This window comes from Mycoplasma testudinis ATCC 43263 (assembly GCF_000687795.1).
Taxonomy (GTDB): Bacteria; Bacillota_I; Bacilli_A; order Mycoplasmatales; family Mycoplasmoidaceae; genus Mycoplasmoides; species Mycoplasmoides testudinis.
This window is the reverse complement of sequence record NZ_JHXT01000002.1, coordinates 19,925-40,827: the sequence shown is the minus strand read 5'-3', so window position 1 is coordinate 40,827 and position 20,903 is coordinate 19,925. Positions and strand designations below refer to the sequence as shown.

Here is a 20,903-nt window from a genome sequence, read left to right as displayed (position 1 = left end):
ATCGGTAATTGTCAGATTTTGATGATTTTGGAGTTTTTTTGTTTTAGACATCGCTAATTTTCTTTAGTTATTTGAATTTAAGACGATGTCTAATTTACACAGTTATTTCATTACTACCATAAAAAAAGCGTATTGCTTTGCGTTAGGCAATACGCTTTGTATTTATCTTAAAATTTTTATTTTAAGTAATCTTCAACTAAGGCGCTAAAGTATGTCGATCCATTAACTATAACTTTGTCATCAAAGTTAAATTTATCATTATGAACCATTGTTGCAGTATCATTACAAATAAACGCATATGATCCAGGAATAACATCTAGCATTGCTGAAAAGTCTTCAGAAGCCATCATTTGAATAGCATCATTAACTAAGTCTTTTCCCAAAGCTTTTTCGGCAATTTTTCGTGCATATGCATTAGCTTTTGGATCGTTAATAGTTGGTCCTGTTCCGTCAGTTCAAATATCAGCTTTAATTTCATAAGCAGCCGCTATCGAATTAACAATTTGATAAATTCGTTCTTTTAATTTAGCTCGTGTTTTATGAGTAACACTTCTAGTACTTACAGCAATTTCAGCGGTTTCAGGAATTACGTTTGCAGCATTTCCAGAATGAATTGATCCCACATTTAAAACAGCACGATCACTTGCTGGAATATTCCTGCTAACAATTGACTGTAAAGCCATAACCATATCTGCAGCACATGTAATTACGTCTTTTGCAAATTCTGGCGCTGAACCGTGTCCGCCATTACCTGTTAATTTAATGTTATAGACATCAATGCCTGCCATAATTCCATCTTCTTTCATATAAAAATACAATCCACCTGGCTTACCATTTGGAATTGCGAAAGCTGGCATATTATGAATTGCAAAAATTTGATCAACTGGATATTTTTTAAAAACACCATCTTGGATCATTTTTAAGCCACCGCTAATATTTCCTGATGCTTCCTCATTTGGTTGACAAAAAATTCGAAGCGTTCCATTTCAATTTTTTGTTTCCGCCAAATAACGGGCGGCACCCATTACCATAGTCATGTGGCCGTCATGACCACAAGCATGCATTATGCCTTTGTTTTTTGATGCGTAAGGTAGACTGTTCACTTCTTCAATTGGCAAAGCATCCATTTCACAACGCAACCCAATTGCTTTTTTTGAATTTCCATTTTTAAGTGTTGCTACAAACCCTGTATTAGCAAAAGTTTCTTTGCTAATGCTATACCCTCACGAAGTCAAAAGTTTTTTTAACTTATCTGCAGTTTTTGATTCTTTCATTCCAATTTCAGGATTTTGGTGCAAGTCATGACGTAAAGAAACTAAATCTTTTTCGTATTTCTTAATAATTTTTTGAATGTTATTAGCCATTTTATGACCCTTTAAATAATGTTTAAATATTATTGAATTGTTTTAGTAATGTATCGTTGGTAGAAATCTTTTACAGAGAATTTGATGGCATCTTTTTCTTTAGGAATCAAGGCCACTGCAATAATTCCAATTAATGGCATTAAGAACATAATTGAAATCGCTGGAACAGCACCAACTCCATTACCTGGTAGAATTTCATTTGGATAGTTACTGTTTACGTGACTGATTCCAGCATCCATAACAGCTGAAGTTATAATATCTAGAATAGTGTATCCACCATACGAAAACCCAAATAATAAGGCAATTAAAGCAGTGATTTGTGATGGAGTATAACCCCAGCGGTATGGCATCGCATAAAAGATTCCATTTATTCCAAATAACATTGCACTACCAATGAATGTCAAAATCATTACAAATGCGACATGAACACTGTCTAACCCATCATAACCAACAGCAACCCCAGCTGCAATAAATAATGTTCCAAAAAAGAACATAATAGAAGTGTAATGATTATAAGAATATTTTGTTCTTAATCAACGGCCTACAGTAAATAAGCCAATAAATACACCAGCCAAGAAAGCAATGTTGAATCCACCTAAAATTCATGAAAGATTTTTGTCGGTTAAAGAATTGTTAGGTGAATATACTCAGAAGTTAGCAAGAATATTTGTTCCTGGTTCAACTGTAATATAACTCAAGAACATAGCTCCAATTAAGAAGAAATAGACCTCTTTTTTACGTAGCACTTCTAACATTGGATTGGTAGATTTCGGACGCAAATTCTTTTGACTCATATCGTGTTCTAACTGGATCTTTTTGGCTGTTAAATCAATTTTTTTACCTACCAACGAGTAACTTACAAATAGAATTCCCATAATAATTTCAAGAACTCCACCGAATACTTGTCAATTTAAACCAATTGCAGCTGTAATTGTTGATGATGTTAAGAAGATGCTACCAATAATAGATGCTAAATTTGCAGGGAAGACATTTAAACTAGAAAAAGTTTTAGCTTTTGCTTTGCAGTATGTAGCAATTACTCCATTAGTGTATGAAATTAATGTAGTTCCTCCTAATGCCATTAAGATTCGGAAAACAATAAACATCGCATAAACACCACTACTATTAGTAATTGTTCCATTTGCATCTCTTTGTATTGCGTATGGAGCAAGTAAATATGGGAAAGCAGCAACCATTAACCCAAGAGCAATCAAAACAGAATATTTATGATTTAGTCTAGTAATTAATCAACCAAAAAAGATTGCTCCAATTCCTCGACCAATTGTTAATGATCAATTAGTTGCCCGAGAAATCGTTAATGAAACGCCATTTGGGAAAATTTGATAAATTAATCCGTTATTGAATGTTCCAACAGGTTCAGCTGGTTGGATAGCTTGATTTGCAGTAATAGTAATACCAATATTTCGTGGGTCAAAAGTAGTATGTGAACTTTGGACAAAAAGCGTTCCAGATCAACTCATTACAAACACAAAATACCCTATAAATAATAGTGTATACATGATGACACCAGAAAAATATGGGTTTTTTGATTCAGCACTGGCAACCTTATGATGATGGTGCCCTAAACTATGCAAATGCAGAAAATGGTGCTTATGGTGATGTCCAAAAGACCAATTAAATTTAATGCGTTGAAACATTAGATATCCTTCTTGATTTATAAATTAAGTATGTTAGGAAAAAGATCTTTTTTGTTAATTAAGCAAAAAAGCAGAAAAAGGTTAGTTTTTTGACGCTAGAATTATAACGGATTATTTTTATTTAGAACATAAAAGATATTTTTTAATAAAAATTTGTGTAAACATTTACATTTTTAACGCGAAAAAGATTTTTGTATTCAATAATCAGATAAAAAAAGATTTGCATTATTTTCTTAAATCTTTTATCTTATTTAACTTTTGAAATCTAAAAATGAATTGGATTCTAAACGTCTTCTTGTTTTGTTGCCAAGAATGTTTAAAAAGTTTGCCAATATATATTTTTCATTAAATAAAATGCGCTATAATGTCTTTTCGATTAATTATTAGGGTGTGGGGATAATGACGCGTCGGGAAATAGAAGAATTTATAGGTGATGAAATCATCTTTGTAGTTGGTTTAAATTTATTGAATCGAAAATTGGTTTCTACTAAAAATATGTCAGATACATCCAAAACTAAACAGTTTACGGTTTTTGGAGGTCCTGAATCTTTTAAAGTTTCAATTGAACTTGATGAGAGCAATAATTTAAAAAAATTTAATTGCAATTGTTTTGAATTTTCGCACAAGAAAAAAAAGTGTTCACATCTTGCTGCTTGTTTACTCAAATTGTTTCCTTCTCAACAAAAGAAGGTAAATAAAAAAGATGGCGTAGCACAAGAATCGCTTGATAATTTTAAAGTTATTTCTTGCAAAAAAGCTCGTCTACTTTTTGATAAAACCAATTATCGAGTATTGTCAGGAGAGAATTATTCTTGTTTTAGTTTATCTATTGTTTTGGATGAAAAATCCTCAATTCCTGTCTCTGCCAGCTTGCAAATGTTTGCCAACTTTTCTGGAAATAGTTCTGATTTAATTAATTTGATTGAATTAGACGGAACGGGTTTCAAATTGAAGGCAAGTTCTTTTAATATTGTTGATTTAAAAATTCTTAAATTCCTTCTTAAAAACACTCCTAAACAAATTACAACAATCAAAGACTATGATGCAATAACAGATGCTAATTCTTTTTGAATTTCGCCTAAATTAGTTCTCGAATTATTTGAGTTTCTTAAAGTTGAACTAAATTTGGAAAATGCTTCTTCAGCTGTGATTGAGTATGTTAATGAAAAAGCTAGTGCGTTTAGATTTGTTAGTACTCAATGCGACAAGCGGATCGTTTTGCAACATAATAAGTTAGATACTTATATTACCCAAATCCAGTTTTTTGTAAATAATGAGTGAATGACTGTTCGCGATGCTTGAACAGATAATTTAAGACGTCTTTTTTTATTAGAGAATAGTACTAATTTTGCACATCATGGAAAATATTCAGAAGTGGTTAATATAGCGAGTTCTTCATTCGCTGAAAATTATATGTTCTACCATGCCCGGGGGATAACCGATTATTATTTATTTTCTAAGAACAATGCGTTAAAAAAACTATTTGAATTTTTGCCCAAGGCCACATTTGAATTAGCTTATAATCCAAAGACTCGTTCATTTGAACGAAAGGTAAAATTTTTATATTTCAATGAAGGATTGCCATTTAGCGTTTTATCAACAGACACAGAGAATTTACATTCTAAAGAGCGTTTATATATTTATGAACAATTTATCGTTGAAGCAGCCGATTCAGCCATTCAAACTAAACAGTTAGCAAGGAAAAGTTCAGGTTCGAAAATAACTTCTGAGTTGATGAATAAAATCAATCAAGATTATCGTGATTTTTATCAAACTGAAATGGTTCAATATAAAGTAAGTGATAATTTATTAAATGAAGGTTTTTTAAATTTTGATTATTCAGACTTAAAAAAAATTACAATCCAAAAAGGCAATTTATTAATTCGTTGTAATCGTGTTAATTTTTCAATTTCTGAAATAAGCAATATTTGTAAAGAATTTAATGGCACAAATGATGTAATTATCACAAAAAATTGTTTTTATAAATTGCAAACACCTGAAAATAAACTATTCTGTAAATTTTGATCAAAATTTGATTTTTATAATGCTAAATCAGATTCCATGGGAACATTTGAGTTTCCAAAATTTAGGGCTTTTGATTTACTTTTAGCATTTGATGGTAACCGCAAATTATTTGAACAATATGCAGATCCATCGGTGGTTGAATTGATTAAAGCATTTAAAGATCTTGTATTTGAAAAAATGCCGATTAATCCGCCTTTTGATAAATTGCTTAGACCATATCAGACTGAAGGTCATTACTGGTTAAGAACTTTGCAACGTTATTCGTTTGGTGGAATTTTAGCAGATGATATGGGTCTAGGAAAAACCGTTCAAACAATTTCTGTAATTGCTCAAGCTTATGCATCAATTCCCGATGACATTCCTTCTTTGATAGTGGTGCCAACTTCATTATTACTAAACTGACAATCAGAATTTAAAAAATTTGCTCCAAAATTAAAAGTAACGACAATCCGCGGGTTGCCGATGCAACGTCAACAATTGTTAGCAAGAAACAAAACAGGAATTGAGATTACTTCTTATTCATATTTCCGTCGTGATATTGAAGAGCATCAAAAGAAAATTTATAAGTTCGTTGTTATTGACGAAGCACAAAACATTAAAAATCACGCCAGCCATTTATCGTTAGCTATCAAAACATTACAAGCAGAACATCGTTTAGCTTTAACCGGGACTCCAATTGAAAATAAACTCATCGAATTGTGATCGATTTTTGATTTTATTTTGCCAGGATTGTTTGGTTCTTCTCGTGACTTTATTCGTGATTATGAACGACCAATTACAAAAGATGATAGTAATACTGTTGTTGATCGGTTAAAACAAAAAATTAATACTTTTATTTTGCGCCGTACTAAGGATAAAGTTTTAAGTGAATTACCGCCTAAAACCGAAACCGATATTACAGTTGAATTATCTCCAGAACATCGAAAAATATACGATGAAAGATTAGCCGCTTCACACCAATATGTTAAAGGTTTAATTGATTCCAATAAGACAAAACAAATTCGTTTTGAAATTCTTAAATTAATTATTGAGCTACGCCAAATTTGCTGTAGTCCAAAAATTAAAAAACCAGATTTTGATGGCGAAAACACCAAATTTGACGCTTGTCTAGAATTAATTGAGGAGTCCATTGAAAATCACAAAAAGGTTTTGGTCTTCACCCAATTTTTGGGAATGATTGATCTTTTTAAAAAAGAACTGAAGAAAAGAAAAATTAATTTCTTTGTTTTAAGTGGCGAAACCAAAAAGGATGAAAGAATGGCGGCTGTGAACGATTTTAACAATGATGATACACCTGTGTTTATTGCGTCCTTACGAGCTGGGGGCGTTGGTTTAAATTTGGTAGGTGCTGAAGTTGTAATTCATTATGATTTATGATGAAATATTGCAGTTCAAAATCAAGCAACAGATCGGGTTCACCGAATTGGTCAAAAGAAAGCGGTTCAAGTTTATCGAATCATTGTGGATAATTCTATTGAACAGCGGATTATTCGGATTCAAGATGTTAAGAAGCATTTAAGCAAATCAGTAATTAATGATGACAAGAATATTTTGGCTTCGCTATCAATTAATGATTTAGTGGATTTGTTTGATCCTAATAAAGATCCGACAAAAAATTTATCTGAATCTGTTAAGACCAAAAAGACTAGTAAAGGTTAGTTTCCGTTAGAAATTAAAGCGGTTTGTTTTACTAGAATAAAAAAAAGATATTTTTTGACAAGATAGTATATAATTATATTTGCTGTCACTCTCATCTTAAGAGTGCTAATTTATTATGGGGGTTTTTTATGGCTCAGTCTAAACGGGATTACTACGAAATTTTAGGAATCACTAAAAGTGCTGATCAATCTGAGATTAAACGGGCATTTCGTAAAATGGCTATGAAATACCACCCAGATCGTAACAAAGAACCGGATGCAGAAGAACGTTTTAAAGAAATTAATGAAGCCTATGAAGTCTTAAACGACGAAGAAAAACGAAAAGTCTATGATCGGTATGGTCATGAAGGGCTTAATGCAAGCGGCTTTCACCAAGAAGGATTTAATCCTTTTGATATTTTCAATAGTGTATTTGGAGAAGGCTTCTCAGGATTTAGTAGTGAAGGTGTTGAATTTGGTGGCGGTTTTGGTGATATGTTTTCTTCGTTTTTTGGCGGCGGTGGCCGACGCCAAGCGCAGCAAGAACAACAATTTGAAGTTAATTTACTTGTAGATTTGCATTTAAATTTTATCGAAGCTGCAAAAGGATGTGTTAAAGACGTTGAATATACCCGTCAAAAAACTTGTTCAACATGTAGTGGGTCTGGAGCAGGCACGGCTACTGATGCGATTCAAGTATGTAGCACTTGTCACGGTGAAGGGGTAATCGTCCAAAATAAACGAACACCATTTGGAACCTTCCAAACACAAGGGATTTGCGGCTCTTGTCGGGGAGAAGGAAAGATTATCCGAGAGAAGTGTGCAACTTGTAAAGGACAACGCACAATCAGTGAAACTTTAGTTAGCAAAGTTAAAGTTGATCCTGGGCTATACGATCAAGATGTTATCGTAGTTAAAGGCGAGGGACACTCTTTCCTTAATCAAGTAGGTGATTTATACGTTCGAACAAATATTGCCGAAAGTCGAATCTTTGAAAGAAGTCAAAACGATATTTTGGTTAAAGCTTTAATTGATCCTTTGGATGCGATGGTTGGCGGAACAATTTACGTAGCAACCCTAAATGGCTTGCGACAAGTAGAAATTAAACCAGGGACTAGAAATGGTGAACAAATAATTTTAACTGGAGAAGGAATTAAGTCGGCTCAACCTGGAAGAATTTTTAAATCTAGTCGTGCCGGAGATTTAATTGTTATTGTTACTTATGCGGCTCCTAATCGCTATAACAAGCAAGAAATCAAGAAACTTCAAGAGTTAGTTCGTCCAAATGAAGAAGTTGAAGCTTTTGTAAAGGCTATGAAAAAAGAATTAGAAATTAAATAATATTTTTGCCATGACAATTCAACATCTTGAAAATTCGCTATTTGTAGCCGTTTTTCAAGATGTTTTTGTTTTATAATATATAAATTATAATTACACCCATACACGTAAATCTTTAAACGGCCTAATTAGCCATATTTTAGTGAATGATTGATAGTATAAAATTCAATATGCGAAGGAGCGTTATATGCCAGATTGATTGATTGCATTAATAGGCGTTTTAGTCGTTATCGTAATTATTTTAGCGCTCTACATGATTGTCGCTTTTAGAAGAATTGGAATTACTACTAAAAAACTAGACTATTTAGTTGAAGATTTATCATATAAATCTGAAAAATTTGCGCCGACTTTAGATTCGTTAATTAAACTTGCTAATTATATTGAAACCCTAGATGGCATTTTAAAAGCTGATGGAAGCAAACTATTGGGTAAGGTTTCACAAAACAAAGATGATATTTTAATTTTCATCAATCAAATTCGTGATTTCTTGCGTTCGCCATCATCCAAGAAAGACAATGAGTCCGAAGATAATGAACTAAAAGCAGATAAACCACCGATGATCACTTCTAAGAAATCTTCGATTAAAGGGGTTAAATAAAAGTGGCTATTTGGAAAAAAGCATTAACTGCTTCTATTGTTTATTCGCTTTATCGGTTGTTAAAAGATAATAACGAAGACACCAAAAAAACCCGTAAGGTTTTGGTCGGTTATTTCGAAAACTTTAAACCCCGATTACGGGAATTATTAGATGATTTATCAAGTTATTTAGATGCTTCTAAAGGAATTGCAGATACAAAAGAACGGGCTGATATTGAAAGCCGATTAACTGAATTAAAAACCAAGATCGAAAGTATCAACGCTAATAGTGTGGCTAGTGAAATTACAGATACTTTAATAAGATCTGCTGGCTTTTTAGAAAAAACCCGAAAACGTTTATTTGGACAGCTTGATAGCCCACAAAGTCCAGATGATAGCCCAGTACAAGACAAGGAGAATAAAACTTAATTATGTCAACCAAAAAAACTTGTTTTATTACAACACCAATTTTTTATCCTTCAGGTAATCCGCATATTGGGCATGCTTTTACAACTATTTTAGGTGACTTTATTAAACGTTATAAGACCCAACGGGGTTATGATGTTTTCTTTTTAACTGGAACTGACGAACACGGGAAGAAATTATTTCAAAAAGCACAAAATGCAAATATGATGCCTCAGGAATTTGTTGATAAACACAATTTAATTTTTCATGATTTATTTGATAAAATGCAAATTGCTTACGATCGATTCGTTCGTACAACAGATCCCAAACATGAAAAAGTCGTTCAAAAAGTTTTTGCTAAATTACAAGAACAAGGAAACATTTATCTTGGTGATTGAGAAGGATTATATTGTGTAGACTGTGAAGAAAATTACACTTCTACTCAAGCTATCCAAAAAGATGAAAAATTGTTTTGTCGGGTTGGCCATCTCTTAGAAAATTATCACGAAAAAACCTATTTTGTTAAAGTTAGTGAACACGAAAATTATGTTCGTAAGTTATTGAATGATCGTGAACTAAATGTTTATCCAGAGAATCGTTTTAATGAATTAATTAACAATTTTATTGAAACCGGACTAAAAGATTTATCAATTAGTCGGGAAAACATGACTTGAGGGATTAGCGTTCCTAATGATCATAACCAAACTATTTATGTTTGGTTTGATGCGTTATTTTCTTATCTCAGTGGAATTGGATTACTGATGGAAGATGATCATTTATTTCAAAAATATTGAAACAATCCTGGTGGTGAAAGAATCCATTTATTATCCAAAGAAATTGGTCGCTTTCATTGTATCTATTGACCTTTATTTTTAAAATTTTTGGATATTCCAATCCCTTCACAATTAGTTTTACATGGTTGAATTGTGGATGAAAAAGGAACGAAGATGTCCAAGTCATTTGGTAATGTTATAAATCCTCACGAATGAATTGATAAATACGGAAATGACGCAATGCGTTATTACCTTTTAAAAGAAATGAATTTGACTAAAGATAATCGCTGTGGATCAAATCTTCTAGAAAGTGTTTATAATGCCGATTTAGCAAACAATATTGGTAATTTGATATCCCGCACAATTGGGATGTTGACTAAATATCAAGATGGAATTATCTTACCAGCACAAGATTTGTCAGAAAAACACAAGGGGATTTTAGGCGAGCTTAAAATGTTACCAGGTTTGTTTGAATCTAAAATTAATGAGTATTCATATCATTCTGCATTTAACGCTTGTATTGAAGCTATTATTCGGGTTAACAAGTTAATTGAAGATGAAAAACCATGGCAATTATATAAAGATGGAAATAAACAACAAATTGCCAATATCCTGTATTTGGCTGCTGAAACGGTTCGCTATGTGTTTGTCTTGTTAGAGCCAGTTTTTATTAACAAATCAGAACAAGCTTATGCACAAATGAACTTTTCTAAAGAAGTGACTACATTAGAAAGTTTAAATGATGACCAAGCAATCATTAACATCAAAGTTAATAACGCTATTCCATTGTTTGATCGAATTCAAATTAAATCTATTCAATAATATAAAATCAATTATTTTTTTCTATTTAGATTCATAAAAAATACCAACCACTTTTTAAAGAGTCACTCTTTATAGGCAGTTGATATTTTTAGTTAATTTTTATTGAATGTATTTTTAATATTCAAACAATGGTACTTTTATTTATGAAGGTTTTTTAGCGGTTACAGCCGATGATTGTGTTGCCATGGTGGATGGACCAGTTGAAGCTGGTGTTTTATTTCATCTTTCGTATTTGAATGTTGTCCGTCCGTATCCAATAATGTGGTCTTGCATTTGATCGAATGCAGTGCTTCAGAAGAATGGTGCATTGTTAGGAAGTAGCGGCAACATTTCATTTAGTGCATAAACTTCAACAAGATAAGAGTGATCAGCATTTGGTGCTTCAGGTCCAAAGTACATAGAGATAGCTGCATTAGATTTGTTGATGTTTTCGTTGTTAGTAGCTCCTGGTGTATTTGAAGCGGTAGGTGTATTTCAATCAGGGTTTGTTGGAGCATTATCAGATCCAAATCCGTAAACACCTGTTTGTTCTGGTTTAGTCGCAGTTGAATCGTTAGTTGAAGCGCTTCTAGGGAAAGCTGCAAATCCGTTGATGGCTTGTCTATATCCAGGATTTTGATTTGGTGTTCCAGGAGCTGCTGGATTGTGTGAACTGTCCTTAGCGACTTTAGTCATATTTCCAGGAATGTTAGCTACTGCTCAGTGAATGAATGCATATCCAACTACTGGAATTGAATCGGGGTCACTAACAAGTAAGGCATATGATTGAGCACCCGCAACAGCTGTTCAAGAAATTTCTGGGTTATTAACTTGTGATTCTTTTCCTGGCATCCCATTTGCGCCATATTCTTCTGGTAAGTATCCTGGTTTAGCAGTATTTGATTGAACAGCTGGAATTGTAACTGTTATTTTAGCTTGGTTGGAAGTTGATGGTGCTGTTGTACCACTGTTTCCACAAGCAGCAGCAACTGCTGGAATTATAACAAGTCCAGATAAGATTCCAAATCCGCCTAATGTTAATTTCTTTTTACTTAATTTTAATTTCATATTAAACTCCGTTATTCATGGTTTTACAAATGTTAAAGTTTTTAACGGTACTTAATAAACTCAACAAATGCAACAATAATATTTTATTGTTATATCCTTGTTAGTTCTTATTTGGTTTGATTTTTTGAACTGTAGTTTGGCACCACTCTTGGTGCTTTTTTTGAGTCATTTTCTTGCTTTTTTGAAAAAACTATTTTTATGAAATTAATAGATGTGTAAATTTGTTTCTTGTTTGTACAAAAAAAGCACCTTTACAGGTGCTTTTACCTGATTTGAATTATATCTCTTATTATTTTTTTACGCGTTGTTTGATTGTTTTAGCGATGTAACTGTCATAACCTTTTTTCTTTTCCAAATCATGAGCATATTTGCGGATAAGAACATCAATTTCTTGTTTGATGTCTTCATGATTTAAAGCGGCTTCAATAATAGCGTGGATGAAACCAACTTTTGAACCAATGTCGAAGCGTTTCCCGCTAAACACTTTGGCAAAAACACGTTGGTATTTTGACAATGAAAAAATAGCATCTGTTAATTCAATTTCATCACGAATATCGGGTTTTGTTTTTGCTAATTCATCAAAAATTTCTGGAGTCAAAATATACCGACCTAAAATAGCAAAGTCGGACGGTGCGTCTTTTGGTAAAGGTTTTTCGATAACCCCTCTTAATGGAACAATATCTTCTGATTCAATTGCTTTTTTATAGTCTTTAGAAGGATTAATAATTCCATATTTCACAACGAGTTCGTGTGGAACTTGTTGGACACCAACGATTGTTGAACGAACTTCATTAAAAGCGTCAATACATTGTTTTAAGGCTGGAGTTTCTCCAGGGTTAGTCATAACAATATCATCACCTAACAATACTGCGAACGGTTCTGAATTAATAAAGTTTTTGGCACATAAAATCGCGTGTCCCAAACCCTTTGGTTCTTTTTGACGAATGTATTGAATATTAGCCATGTCCGCAATTTTGCGAATTTCTTGGAATTCTTTCATTTTGTTTTTGGATTGCAAACGATCTTCTAATTCATACGAATAGTCAAAATGGTCAACAATAGCATTTTTACTTGAAGATGTTATGATCAAAATTTCTTCAATTCCACTTGCTACGGCTTCTTCGACAATATATTGGATTGTTGGCTTGTCCACAATTGGTAACATTTCTTTTGGCATTGCTTTAGTTGCAGGTAAAAAACGGGTTCCTAATCCAGCGGCTGGGATTACGGCTTTTTTAATTTTTATTTTGTTCATGAAACTTTCCTATTAATTGGTTTCCTTCTCATAATTTTCTTTTAAATTATTAGTTTGAATTAGTGTGGATTTATTTTAGATTATTTTTTATAGTATACTAATTAAACTTATATCGTATGACTTATATTTGTTAAGGAAATAAATGAAAAACAAAAACCAGATAGAACAAGAAACTACAAATCCGACAGATTTGGACAGTTTATTAAATACTAATCCTAGTACAGGATTAACTACTGAACAAGTTCAAGAACGTGCCAAACTTTACGGAACTAATCGTTTACCTGAAAGGAAACCAAAAAATCCTTTTTTGATTTTTTTATCACAATTTAAAGATTTGTTAATTGTGTTATTGTTGGTTGCAACAATTATTTCTTTTGTCGTTGCTATTATTGAGGGGTATCAATTAAATTGGGATTTTGCTAACCACACTAGTCTTGTGGTAAGTTTTGTTCAGCCTTTCATTATTTTATTTGTTGTTATTTTAAATAGTTTATTGGGAACCATTCAGGAAATAAAATCAGAACAGTCTGTAAAAGCATTGCGAGCTATGAGCGCTTCTACTTCAAAAGTTTTACGAAATGGAAAACTTGAATCAATTGCTTCGACTGATATTGTTCTTGGAGATATTATTCTTGTAGAATCTGGAGATAAAATTTCAGCCGATGCAAAGTTAATAAACTCTCAAAATTTGCGAGTTATTGAAGCCTCTTTAACTGGTGAATCTTTACCGGTTGAAAAGAACGCATCTGCCATTGTTTCTAAAGACGCTCCACTTGCTGATCAAGCCAACCGCATTTTTTCTGGATGTGCTGTTGTTAATGGAACAGCTCAAGGTGTAGTGTATGCCATTGGGAAGAATAGTCAAATTGGTCAAGTTGCTAAATTAATCTCAGATGAAGTGGCTACATTAACTCCATTGCAATTAAAATTAAATAAGTTATCAAAAATATTTGGTTACGTTGGAATTGCCTTATTTATTATTTCGTTCATTGCTCAAGTTGGTTTACTTGGCGGATTTGCAGATCGGGCAAACGATCAAGCAGTTTGAGTGACTTCTTTAGTTATGGGTATTTCTTTAGCGGTAGCTGCTATTCCTGAAGGTTTGTCTGCTTTTACAACAATCATTTTAGCAATCGGAATTTGGAGTATGACAAAAGAGAATGCGCTTATAAAGAAGCTCCCGGCTGTTGAAACCCTTGGTAGCACTGCAGTAATTTGTTCAGATAAAACAGGAACATTAACCCAAAATAAAATGACCATTGTAGGACTTTGAACTCCCCAAGATAGTGAAGGCATTGAGGTTTTAAAACAAAGCCACGAAAAGCTTCTTAAATACGGAATTTTATGTACTGAAGGTTCTGTCAATGTAGTTGATAATAAAGAAGAACACGTAGGTGATCCGACCGAAACTGCAATTATCGCTCATGGTTTGAAAAATGATTATCTTAAAGATGCGTTGATGATGCATTCGCCAAGAATCAACAGTATTCCGTTTGATTCAGATCGCAAGATGATGAGTGTTATAAATAAAATTGGTAATCAAGAAATCTTAATTGTTAAAGGTGCACCCGATATTTTGTTAAGTCGCTGTAATAATGTTGATGAGAAGACAATTACTGCTGTTATTAAAGGATATGCAAAACAAGCTTATCGGACTTTAGCAGTAGCATATAAAGTAGTAACTGATACGAGCACGACTGCAGCGTTAGATCATAAAGATTATGAAAACAATTTAACTTTCATCGGGTTATTAGCAATGATTGATCCACCAAGAGTCGAATCAGCTAATGCAATCGAAGAATGTAAGAGTGCTGGAATTAAACCGGTGATGATTACGGGTGATCACATCGATACAGCTAGCGCAATTGCTAAACAGATTGGGATTCTTAACCATGGTGAGTTAGCAATAACAGGTGCTCAATTAGCTGAAATCAGTGACCAGGATTTAAATGCTAATATTGCTAATTATAGTGTTTATGCTCGGGTTAGTCCAGCTGATAAAATTCGAATTGTTAAAGCATGGCAATCAAATCATCAGGTTGTAGCAATGACCGGGGATGGTGTCAATGATGCACCAGCATTAAAAGCATCAGATATTGGATGTGCAATGGGAATCACTGGGACAGACGTATCAAAAGAAGCAGCGGATATGATTTTGATGGACGATAACTTTAACACGATTGTTACGGCTGTTAGTAGTGGCCGTAGAATTTATCAAACAATCCGCCGGGTTATCCAAAATTTATTAGTTACCAGTGTTGCTGAAATTTTAGTAGTGTTAATTGGTATCTTTGTATTTAACACTATCTATCGTGATTTTAATAATGACAGTTTTGTTGTTTTTAGTGCAGTTCAATTATTGTGAATTAATTTATTAACTCACGGATTTCCTGCAATTGCTTTAGGAATTCAGAAATCAAAAAATGATGTCATGAATGTTAGACCATTCAGTAAGTATGAAAGTATTTTTGCAAGGCGGATGGGAATCGATTTGATTTGACAAGGTGCATTAGTTGGATTCTTGGGTTTACTTGCATATTCATTAGGAATGAATTACGGAATTGAAGTTACAAATTTTTTGGCAGTAAAAAACCAACCCGGAATAACCTTAGATGAAATTAGTGAATTGCAAAGACAAATTAACCAGTTTGGTTCTACGCCTGGTTTCTTAGTAATTGGGATTGCAGCTTCGATTCATTCACTAAATTTAATGAGTGAAAAATCAATCTTTGTATGTAGTCCTAAATACTTTAAACTTGTATATATTGCAATTACGTTTAGTTTTGTAATGATTTTGATAGTTGTTTTAATCCCACCATTATCTGAAGTGTTCAATATGACTCCAAGAATTTATGAAGGTAATAATCCAGTTTTATTTGGATATGGAATTGGTTTTGCATTTATTCCGACTGCAATAATGGAAATATACAAGTTTGTTAATAACGTTTTATTAAAAACTAAATTAGCTCACCAAAAGATTACCAAATTTGAAATGATTCAAAAACCTGTTCCTTTCTGGAGAAAAAAAGATAAACCATTATCCCAAACACAAATTTAATATCTCTTGAATGTCAAGCTTTGGCTTGGCATTTTTATTTGCGACGCCAATATAACAAACTTTTAAATTTTAATAAATCACAATAGACCAAATCAAAATACAACAAAAACCCCGTTTATAAAAATTTTGGGATCTATAAGGGGTATCAGTTTTAACCCAATCTTTTTTCAAGTTTCTAAGTTCCTTTATCGAGGCAAATTTATGTGTACGAGATTTAAGAACTTATGCTGATTCTTTTAACGGAAAAGTTTATTACTATCGAGAGATTGTTATGGATTAGAATGTGATGTTATTATTCATTCTAATAATAATCGACACGGATTAATAGAAATAAAATTAGGTTCAGATGAAGAATTGAAGAAGACACAAAATACGTTAAAAAACTTATTAAAAAAATTGAAAAAAGAAGGCCTCAAAAAAGCAACCTATAGTGCAATTATAGTGAGTACTGAAAAATATGTTTATAAGCGCAATAATGGAATCTATTTTATTTTCATAAGCTGCCAAAATTAAATCATAAAATTAATTGAAAACAAAGGAAATGCCTACTGGGGCATGGTCTGAAATTCGGTGTCTTAGCCAGCTAAAATCGTTTGCGCTATCGTCTTGTATTGGTCTTGAAATAATATTATTTTTCTTGGCATTAACAATATCAAATATAAACGCATGCGAGTTTGGATTTATGACTTTCATTGCGTTTTGATTATTCGGCTTTATTGAAGTTAATTCAGTGTTGCTTATTTTATAAATTATTTTATCGTATGGGTTTGCATATTGATTCATTGTACTAGATAACGTCGAGCGATATTCGGGTTTATCTTCAAAACCAAAACGATATCCATTATTAGTTAGTTCGTTTTCATTAAAAGCTTGTGCTTGGTTACCAAGGCGGATGTTTGTATCCCCGATAAATAAGAGATTGTCTGTTTGCAAATGTTCTTGCATTTCATTCATTGCATTAAAAATATTTTTGGCATCATTCACTTCATATGATCCTTGATTATTAAGATCTGTTGGTTGTTCTTGAGTTTGCCTATTAGCACCATTTCCTGATACTCCAGGACTATCGAAATGATCAACAACTACCCCTAATTTTAAACTTCGATCTTGTTTATAAGTAAATGATGCACCATATGGTGGTCGAACATAATACAGCCCATCTTGGGTTTTGGGGTTTGAATAAGTTCATGAAGTATTAAATTCAAATTTATTAGCATTGTAAAGAAATAAAACTTGTTCAATTTGACCATCATTTGTATTTGGCGATGCTGGTAGGTTTCCACTTAAATTAAACATTCATGATTTAGATTTAGAATTTAAGCGGTTAATAAAAGTGTTAAGTTGTTCATTGGATTCATTAACATCTTTATTAATTTCAGTAAGTCCGATGATGTCATATTGTAAGAAGTTGATAATATCTGCTATCGCGTTAGTTTTTCCATTATTATTTTGATTTCGAATGGTGTTAGGAGTAGCTCCAATAAAATTTAAAGTATTTCAACTACCCACGGTAATTTTGTTATCTTCGCTAATTTCTTTTTGGATATCTTGTTCACGGCTATTTCTTGTAATGAAATAATAAGCTACCCCAGCAGCAGCACCAAGAATCAAAATAGCGACTAGAAGTCATCATCAGTTAGTTTTTTTTGTCCTAGTATATTTTTTGCGCATTGTTGTTAGTCGAGTTATTATTTATCTTATTTTTTATTTTCGTTAATAATACCAAATGAATTAGTATTCAAAAACAAATAATAAACTTTCAAAAAAATTAGATTTTAAAAATGTATTTAAAGTCTGCAGCGACTTATTAAATTTTAAATAGTGAAAAGAATAAATAAACGAAGGTTTTAATAAGTGATAACTGTTTTTGTAAAAATTCAAGTTAACGAGAATAATCTCAGAAAATTTGTTACTGAATAAAATTTTCGGGAATTGTTATTTATTCATTTTTTGCGTACATTGAATATAATAAATCCTCGATCATTTTTGGATCAAGAAAAGTTGCTAAAAAGCCTAATAATTTGTATTTTAATCCAACGGCAACTTTTATATTCATATTCCGTTTTTTAAGTTCCCGATATAATGTTTTAGCCACTTTAACTGGTGAATGACCATGTAATTCATCTTTTTCCATTTTGGCGATTGAAGCGTTTGCCCTGGCTTCGTACTTTTGTTCTAAATTAAAGAATTTATTTTTAGCGCGCGTGTTTGAAAAGTTTGTTTTAGTATCTCCGGGCATGATATTGCAAATCTGAATGTTTTCTTTATTTAAAATTGGCATTAACATTTCAGTATAAGCATCGATTAATGTTTTTGTTAGTGCATACCCTGCCTGGAAGGGAATTGCAAAAAGACCAGCAATACTGCCAATGTTAAAAATTCTGCCTGAACATTTGGATAAGTAAGGAACGGCGATTTTGATAATTCTTAGAGCTGCAAACGTATTTAAATCCAACATATCTTTAAAGAGAGATGAATTCATCATTTCTAATGATCCAGCAATCCCGTATCCAGAATTATTAATAACTAAATTAATGCAGTTATGCTTTTCATAAATTTCTTGAAACCTTACAGCTACTGCGTTTGCATCTTTTACATTACATTCAAGAAAAACAATTTTTGAATCTTCAATTGCTTTTCTGGAAAGTGAATAAACTTTTCAATTATTATCTGCTAGTAAATAAGCGATTTCTTTTCCAATCCCGCCAGATGCACCAGTAATAATAGCTACTGGAGATTTGATTCTCGTTACTCTCGTATCCCGATTCTTGATTATAGGTTTCTTATTTAATACGTGAAGTTGATAGAATTTTCTCGAAAGATTATTAACTAATTTTGATTGTTTTGATAAATTTATAACGCGTTTAAGGTGGTATTCATAATCATAGTCATCAAATTTAGCATAGATGGCATTAATTATTGGTTTATACGGATGCATTTCGATTCGTAAACCTTCTAAAATTCCTAAAGCATAATTGTTAAAAATTAAATTTGTTAATGGGTTTTGAAAATCAATGTTCAAGTTAACTATTAAGTGAACTTGATTATCTTTAAAATTATGTAAGATACTTTGAATAATATCGTTATATCTTAAAATCGCTTCACGCATGCTCATTAAATCTTCTTCCTTAATTAAATTTGGGGTTTGCTTTGGAGGATTTAATGAAAGAATTACATGGGAGATTTTTGTTTGTGCGAAGACATTAGTGACTGCTCGTGTAATTTCTGCTGGATTAGAAAAATCGGTTTTGATTAATTCAGCTCCTTCGTAAGCTGGATTGTCTTTGTCTGAAATGATCGATTTTTTGCCATCTAAATTTTCTATAACACGTAAAATTTTTGGAACCAGATGGTGATTTTCGCTAATTATCAAAATATTATTTTTTTCGGTCATTGTGTTACCTGTTTTAATTTGAACGCGGTGCGATAGTATAATAAATATAAATATATTTAAAACGTAATATTTTATAATATTTTGAGATTTAAATACGAAACAAGAAACTTAAGGAAGAAAACAAATGACTCCACATATTAATGCGAAACTTAATGACGTCGCTAAAGTAGTTTTAATGCCAGGCGATCCCCTGCGCGCAAAATGAATTGCTGAAAACTTTTTAAAAGATGCCAAGTGTATAAACGAAGTTCGTGGAATGTTAGGTTTTACAGGAACCTACAAAGGAAAAAAAATTACTGTTATGGGACACGGAATGGGAATTCCTTCCATTGGAATTTATTCTCATGAATTAATGCGCTTTTATGATGTTGATACTGTTATCCGAGTTGGATCATGCGCAGCATTAAAAAAAGAAATGAAATTAGGTGATGTTGTAATTGCAAAAGATGCTTATAGTGAATCATCTTATGCTCGATTAATCAATGTAAAAGCGCCTAACAATACATTACCAGCTTCAAGCGAATGAGTTGCCCACGCAGAAAAAATGGCAGCTAATTTGAATTTAAAAACTGTTAGCGGTACAGTTGTTTCTGAAGATGCTTTTTATCAAAATATATATAAAGCAGCAGATATGGTTAAAGCTCATAATGCTCTTAGTGTTGAAATGGAAGCCTTTGGTTTGTATGCTAATGCAATTAGAAACAAAAAACAAGCTTTAACCATTTTAACTGTTAGCGACTCGTTAGTAACTAAAGATTCAATGAGTCCACTAGAACGGCAAACATCATTTAGAAACATGATTAGTTTGGCATTAGAAATGGCTATTCGCCCTCCTAAAAAAGTTTCTTCAAAAGCTAAAAAGACTGTAAAAGCTAAAGGGAAAAAATAAAATGATTGAATATAATCGAATGATTGACCACACGCTGTTACGCGCAGATGCTTCACCTGATGAAATTACAAAACTTTGTAACGAAGCGTTAAGCTACAACTTTTTTTCGGTATGTGTTAATCCTTCTTACATAGCATTAGCTAAAGAAAAACTTTATAAGTCCCCAGTTAAAATTTGTACTGTAGTTGGTTTTCCATTAGGACAAACTTTTACTAAACAAAAAGATTATGAAGCCCGAAGTGCCATTCATGCTGGAGCTGATGAAATCGACATGGTTATCAATATTCCTGAATTAAAAAGTAAATGTGCTTGCGTTGTAGATGAAATCCGTAAACTTAAAAAAACTTGTGGGAAACGAATTCTCAAAGTAATTTTAGAAACAGCATTATTGACTGAGCAAGAAATTGAAGCGGGAACACTAACTGTCATTGAAGCTGGTGCAGATTTTGTTAAAACATCTACAGGATTTTCAACACGAGGCGCTAGTTTAGAAGACGTTAAAATCATGAAACGGATAGCTGGAGATAAAATTTTAATTAAGGCTGCTGGTGGAATTAAAACAGCAGATGACATGATTGCTTTAGTTAATGCTGGAGCAAATCGTATCGGAACCTCTCGTGGTGTTGCTTTAATGGAAGAATTAAAGTTGCGAAAGGCTTAAT

The 20,903-nt window shown here is 32.4% G+C and carries 14 protein-coding genes; 8 read left to right on the top strand and 6 right to left on the bottom strand.

Annotation, left to right across the window (positions count from 1 at the left end; translation table 4 throughout):
• Nucleotides 1-176 precede the first annotated feature (176 nt).
• Nucleotides 177-1,364: a M20 metallopeptidase family protein gene (locus T384_RS0100645; RefSeq protein WP_036498638.1), complete on the bottom strand. Its 1,188-nt coding sequence runs from the start codon at nt 1,362-1,364 to the stop codon at nt 177-179.
• Nucleotides 1,365-1,393: 29 nt separating this feature from the next.
• A complete protein-coding gene (locus tag T384_RS0100640; RefSeq protein WP_027119414.1) occupies nt 1,394-3,022 on the bottom strand; it encodes a hypothetical protein in 1,629 nt (542 codons plus the stop codon).
• Nucleotides 3,023-3,421: 399 nt separating this feature from the next.
• Here T384_RS0100640 and T384_RS06865 point away from each other — a divergent pair, with 399 nt between their 5' ends.
• The 5 genes from T384_RS06865 (at nt 3,422) to metG (ending at nt 10,598) form a co-directional block, all read left to right on the top strand.
• Nucleotides 3,422-6,706: a DEAD/DEAH box helicase gene (locus T384_RS06865; RefSeq protein WP_052663380.1), complete on the top strand. Its 3,285-nt coding sequence runs from the start codon at nt 3,422-3,424 to the stop codon at nt 6,704-6,706.
• A gap of 128 nt (nt 6,707-6,834) precedes the next feature.
• Nucleotides 6,835-8,025, top strand: a complete 1,191-nt coding sequence (dnaJ, locus tag T384_RS0100630; protein WP_027119413.1) for a molecular chaperone DnaJ — start codon at nt 6,835-6,837, stop codon at nt 8,023-8,025.
• A gap of 184 nt (nt 8,026-8,209) precedes the next feature.
• Nucleotides 8,210-8,620 carry a hypothetical protein gene (locus T384_RS0100625; RefSeq protein WP_027119412.1) on the top strand — a complete coding sequence of 137 codons (411 nt, stop codon included), beginning with the start codon at nt 8,210-8,212 and terminating at the stop codon, nt 8,618-8,620.
• Between the two features lie 2 nt (nt 8,621-8,622).
• Nucleotides 8,623-9,027, top strand: coding sequence for a hypothetical protein (locus T384_RS0100620; protein WP_027119411.1), 405 nt, complete (start codon nt 8,623-8,625; stop codon nt 9,025-9,027).
• A 2-nt stretch (nt 9,028-9,029) separates the two neighbouring features.
• Complete coding sequence (metG, locus tag T384_RS0100615; protein WP_027119410.1) at nt 9,030-10,598, top strand: methionine--tRNA ligase; 1,569 nt, start codon at nt 9,030-9,032, stop codon at nt 10,596-10,598.
• 141 nt (nt 10,599-10,739) lie between these two features.
• Here the strand turns inward: metG and T384_RS0100610 are convergent, their stop codons facing one another.
• Nucleotides 10,740-11,645, bottom strand: coding sequence for a YbhB/YbcL family Raf kinase inhibitor-like protein (locus T384_RS0100610; protein ID WP_027119409.1), 906 nt, complete (start codon nt 11,643-11,645; stop codon nt 10,740-10,742).
• A gap of 289 nt (nt 11,646-11,934) precedes the next feature.
• Entirely contained in the window at nt 11,935-12,900 is a 966-nt protein-coding gene (galU, locus tag T384_RS0100605) for a UTP--glucose-1-phosphate uridylyltransferase GalU (protein ID WP_027119408.1), read from the bottom strand.
• 142 nt (nt 12,901-13,042) lie between these two features.
• On the opposite strand from galU, the gene T384_RS0100600 reads away from it, so the two are divergent.
• Complete coding sequence (locus tag T384_RS0100600; RefSeq protein WP_052663379.1) at nt 13,043-15,958, top strand: cation-translocating P-type ATPase; 2,916 nt, start codon at nt 13,043-13,045, stop codon at nt 15,956-15,958.
• A gap of 522 nt (nt 15,959-16,480) precedes the next feature.
• Here the strand turns inward: T384_RS0100600 and T384_RS0100595 are convergent.
• A complete protein-coding gene (locus tag T384_RS0100595) occupies nt 16,481-17,629 on the bottom strand; it encodes an endonuclease/exonuclease/phosphatase family protein (protein WP_027119406.1) in 1,149 nt (382 codons plus the stop codon).
• A gap of 268 nt (nt 17,630-17,897) precedes the next feature.
• Nucleotides 17,898-19,352: an SDR family NAD(P)-dependent oxidoreductase gene (locus T384_RS0100590; RefSeq protein ID WP_027119405.1), complete on the bottom strand. Its 1,455-nt coding sequence runs from the start codon at nt 19,350-19,352 to the stop codon at nt 17,898-17,900.
• Between the two features lie 124 nt (nt 19,353-19,476).
• Between T384_RS0100590 and deoD the strand changes: the two genes are divergently transcribed.
• Both deoD and deoC read left to right on the top strand, forming a co-directional pair.
• Entirely contained in the window at nt 19,477-20,241 is a 765-nt protein-coding gene (gene deoD, locus T384_RS05975) for a purine-nucleoside phosphorylase (protein WP_052663378.1), read from the top strand.
• A gap of 1 nt (nt 20,242) precedes the next feature.
• Entirely contained in the window at nt 20,243-20,902 is a 660-nt protein-coding gene (deoC, locus tag T384_RS0100580) for a deoxyribose-phosphate aldolase (RefSeq protein ID WP_036498635.1), read from the top strand.
• Nucleotide 20,903: the final 1 nt, after the last annotated feature.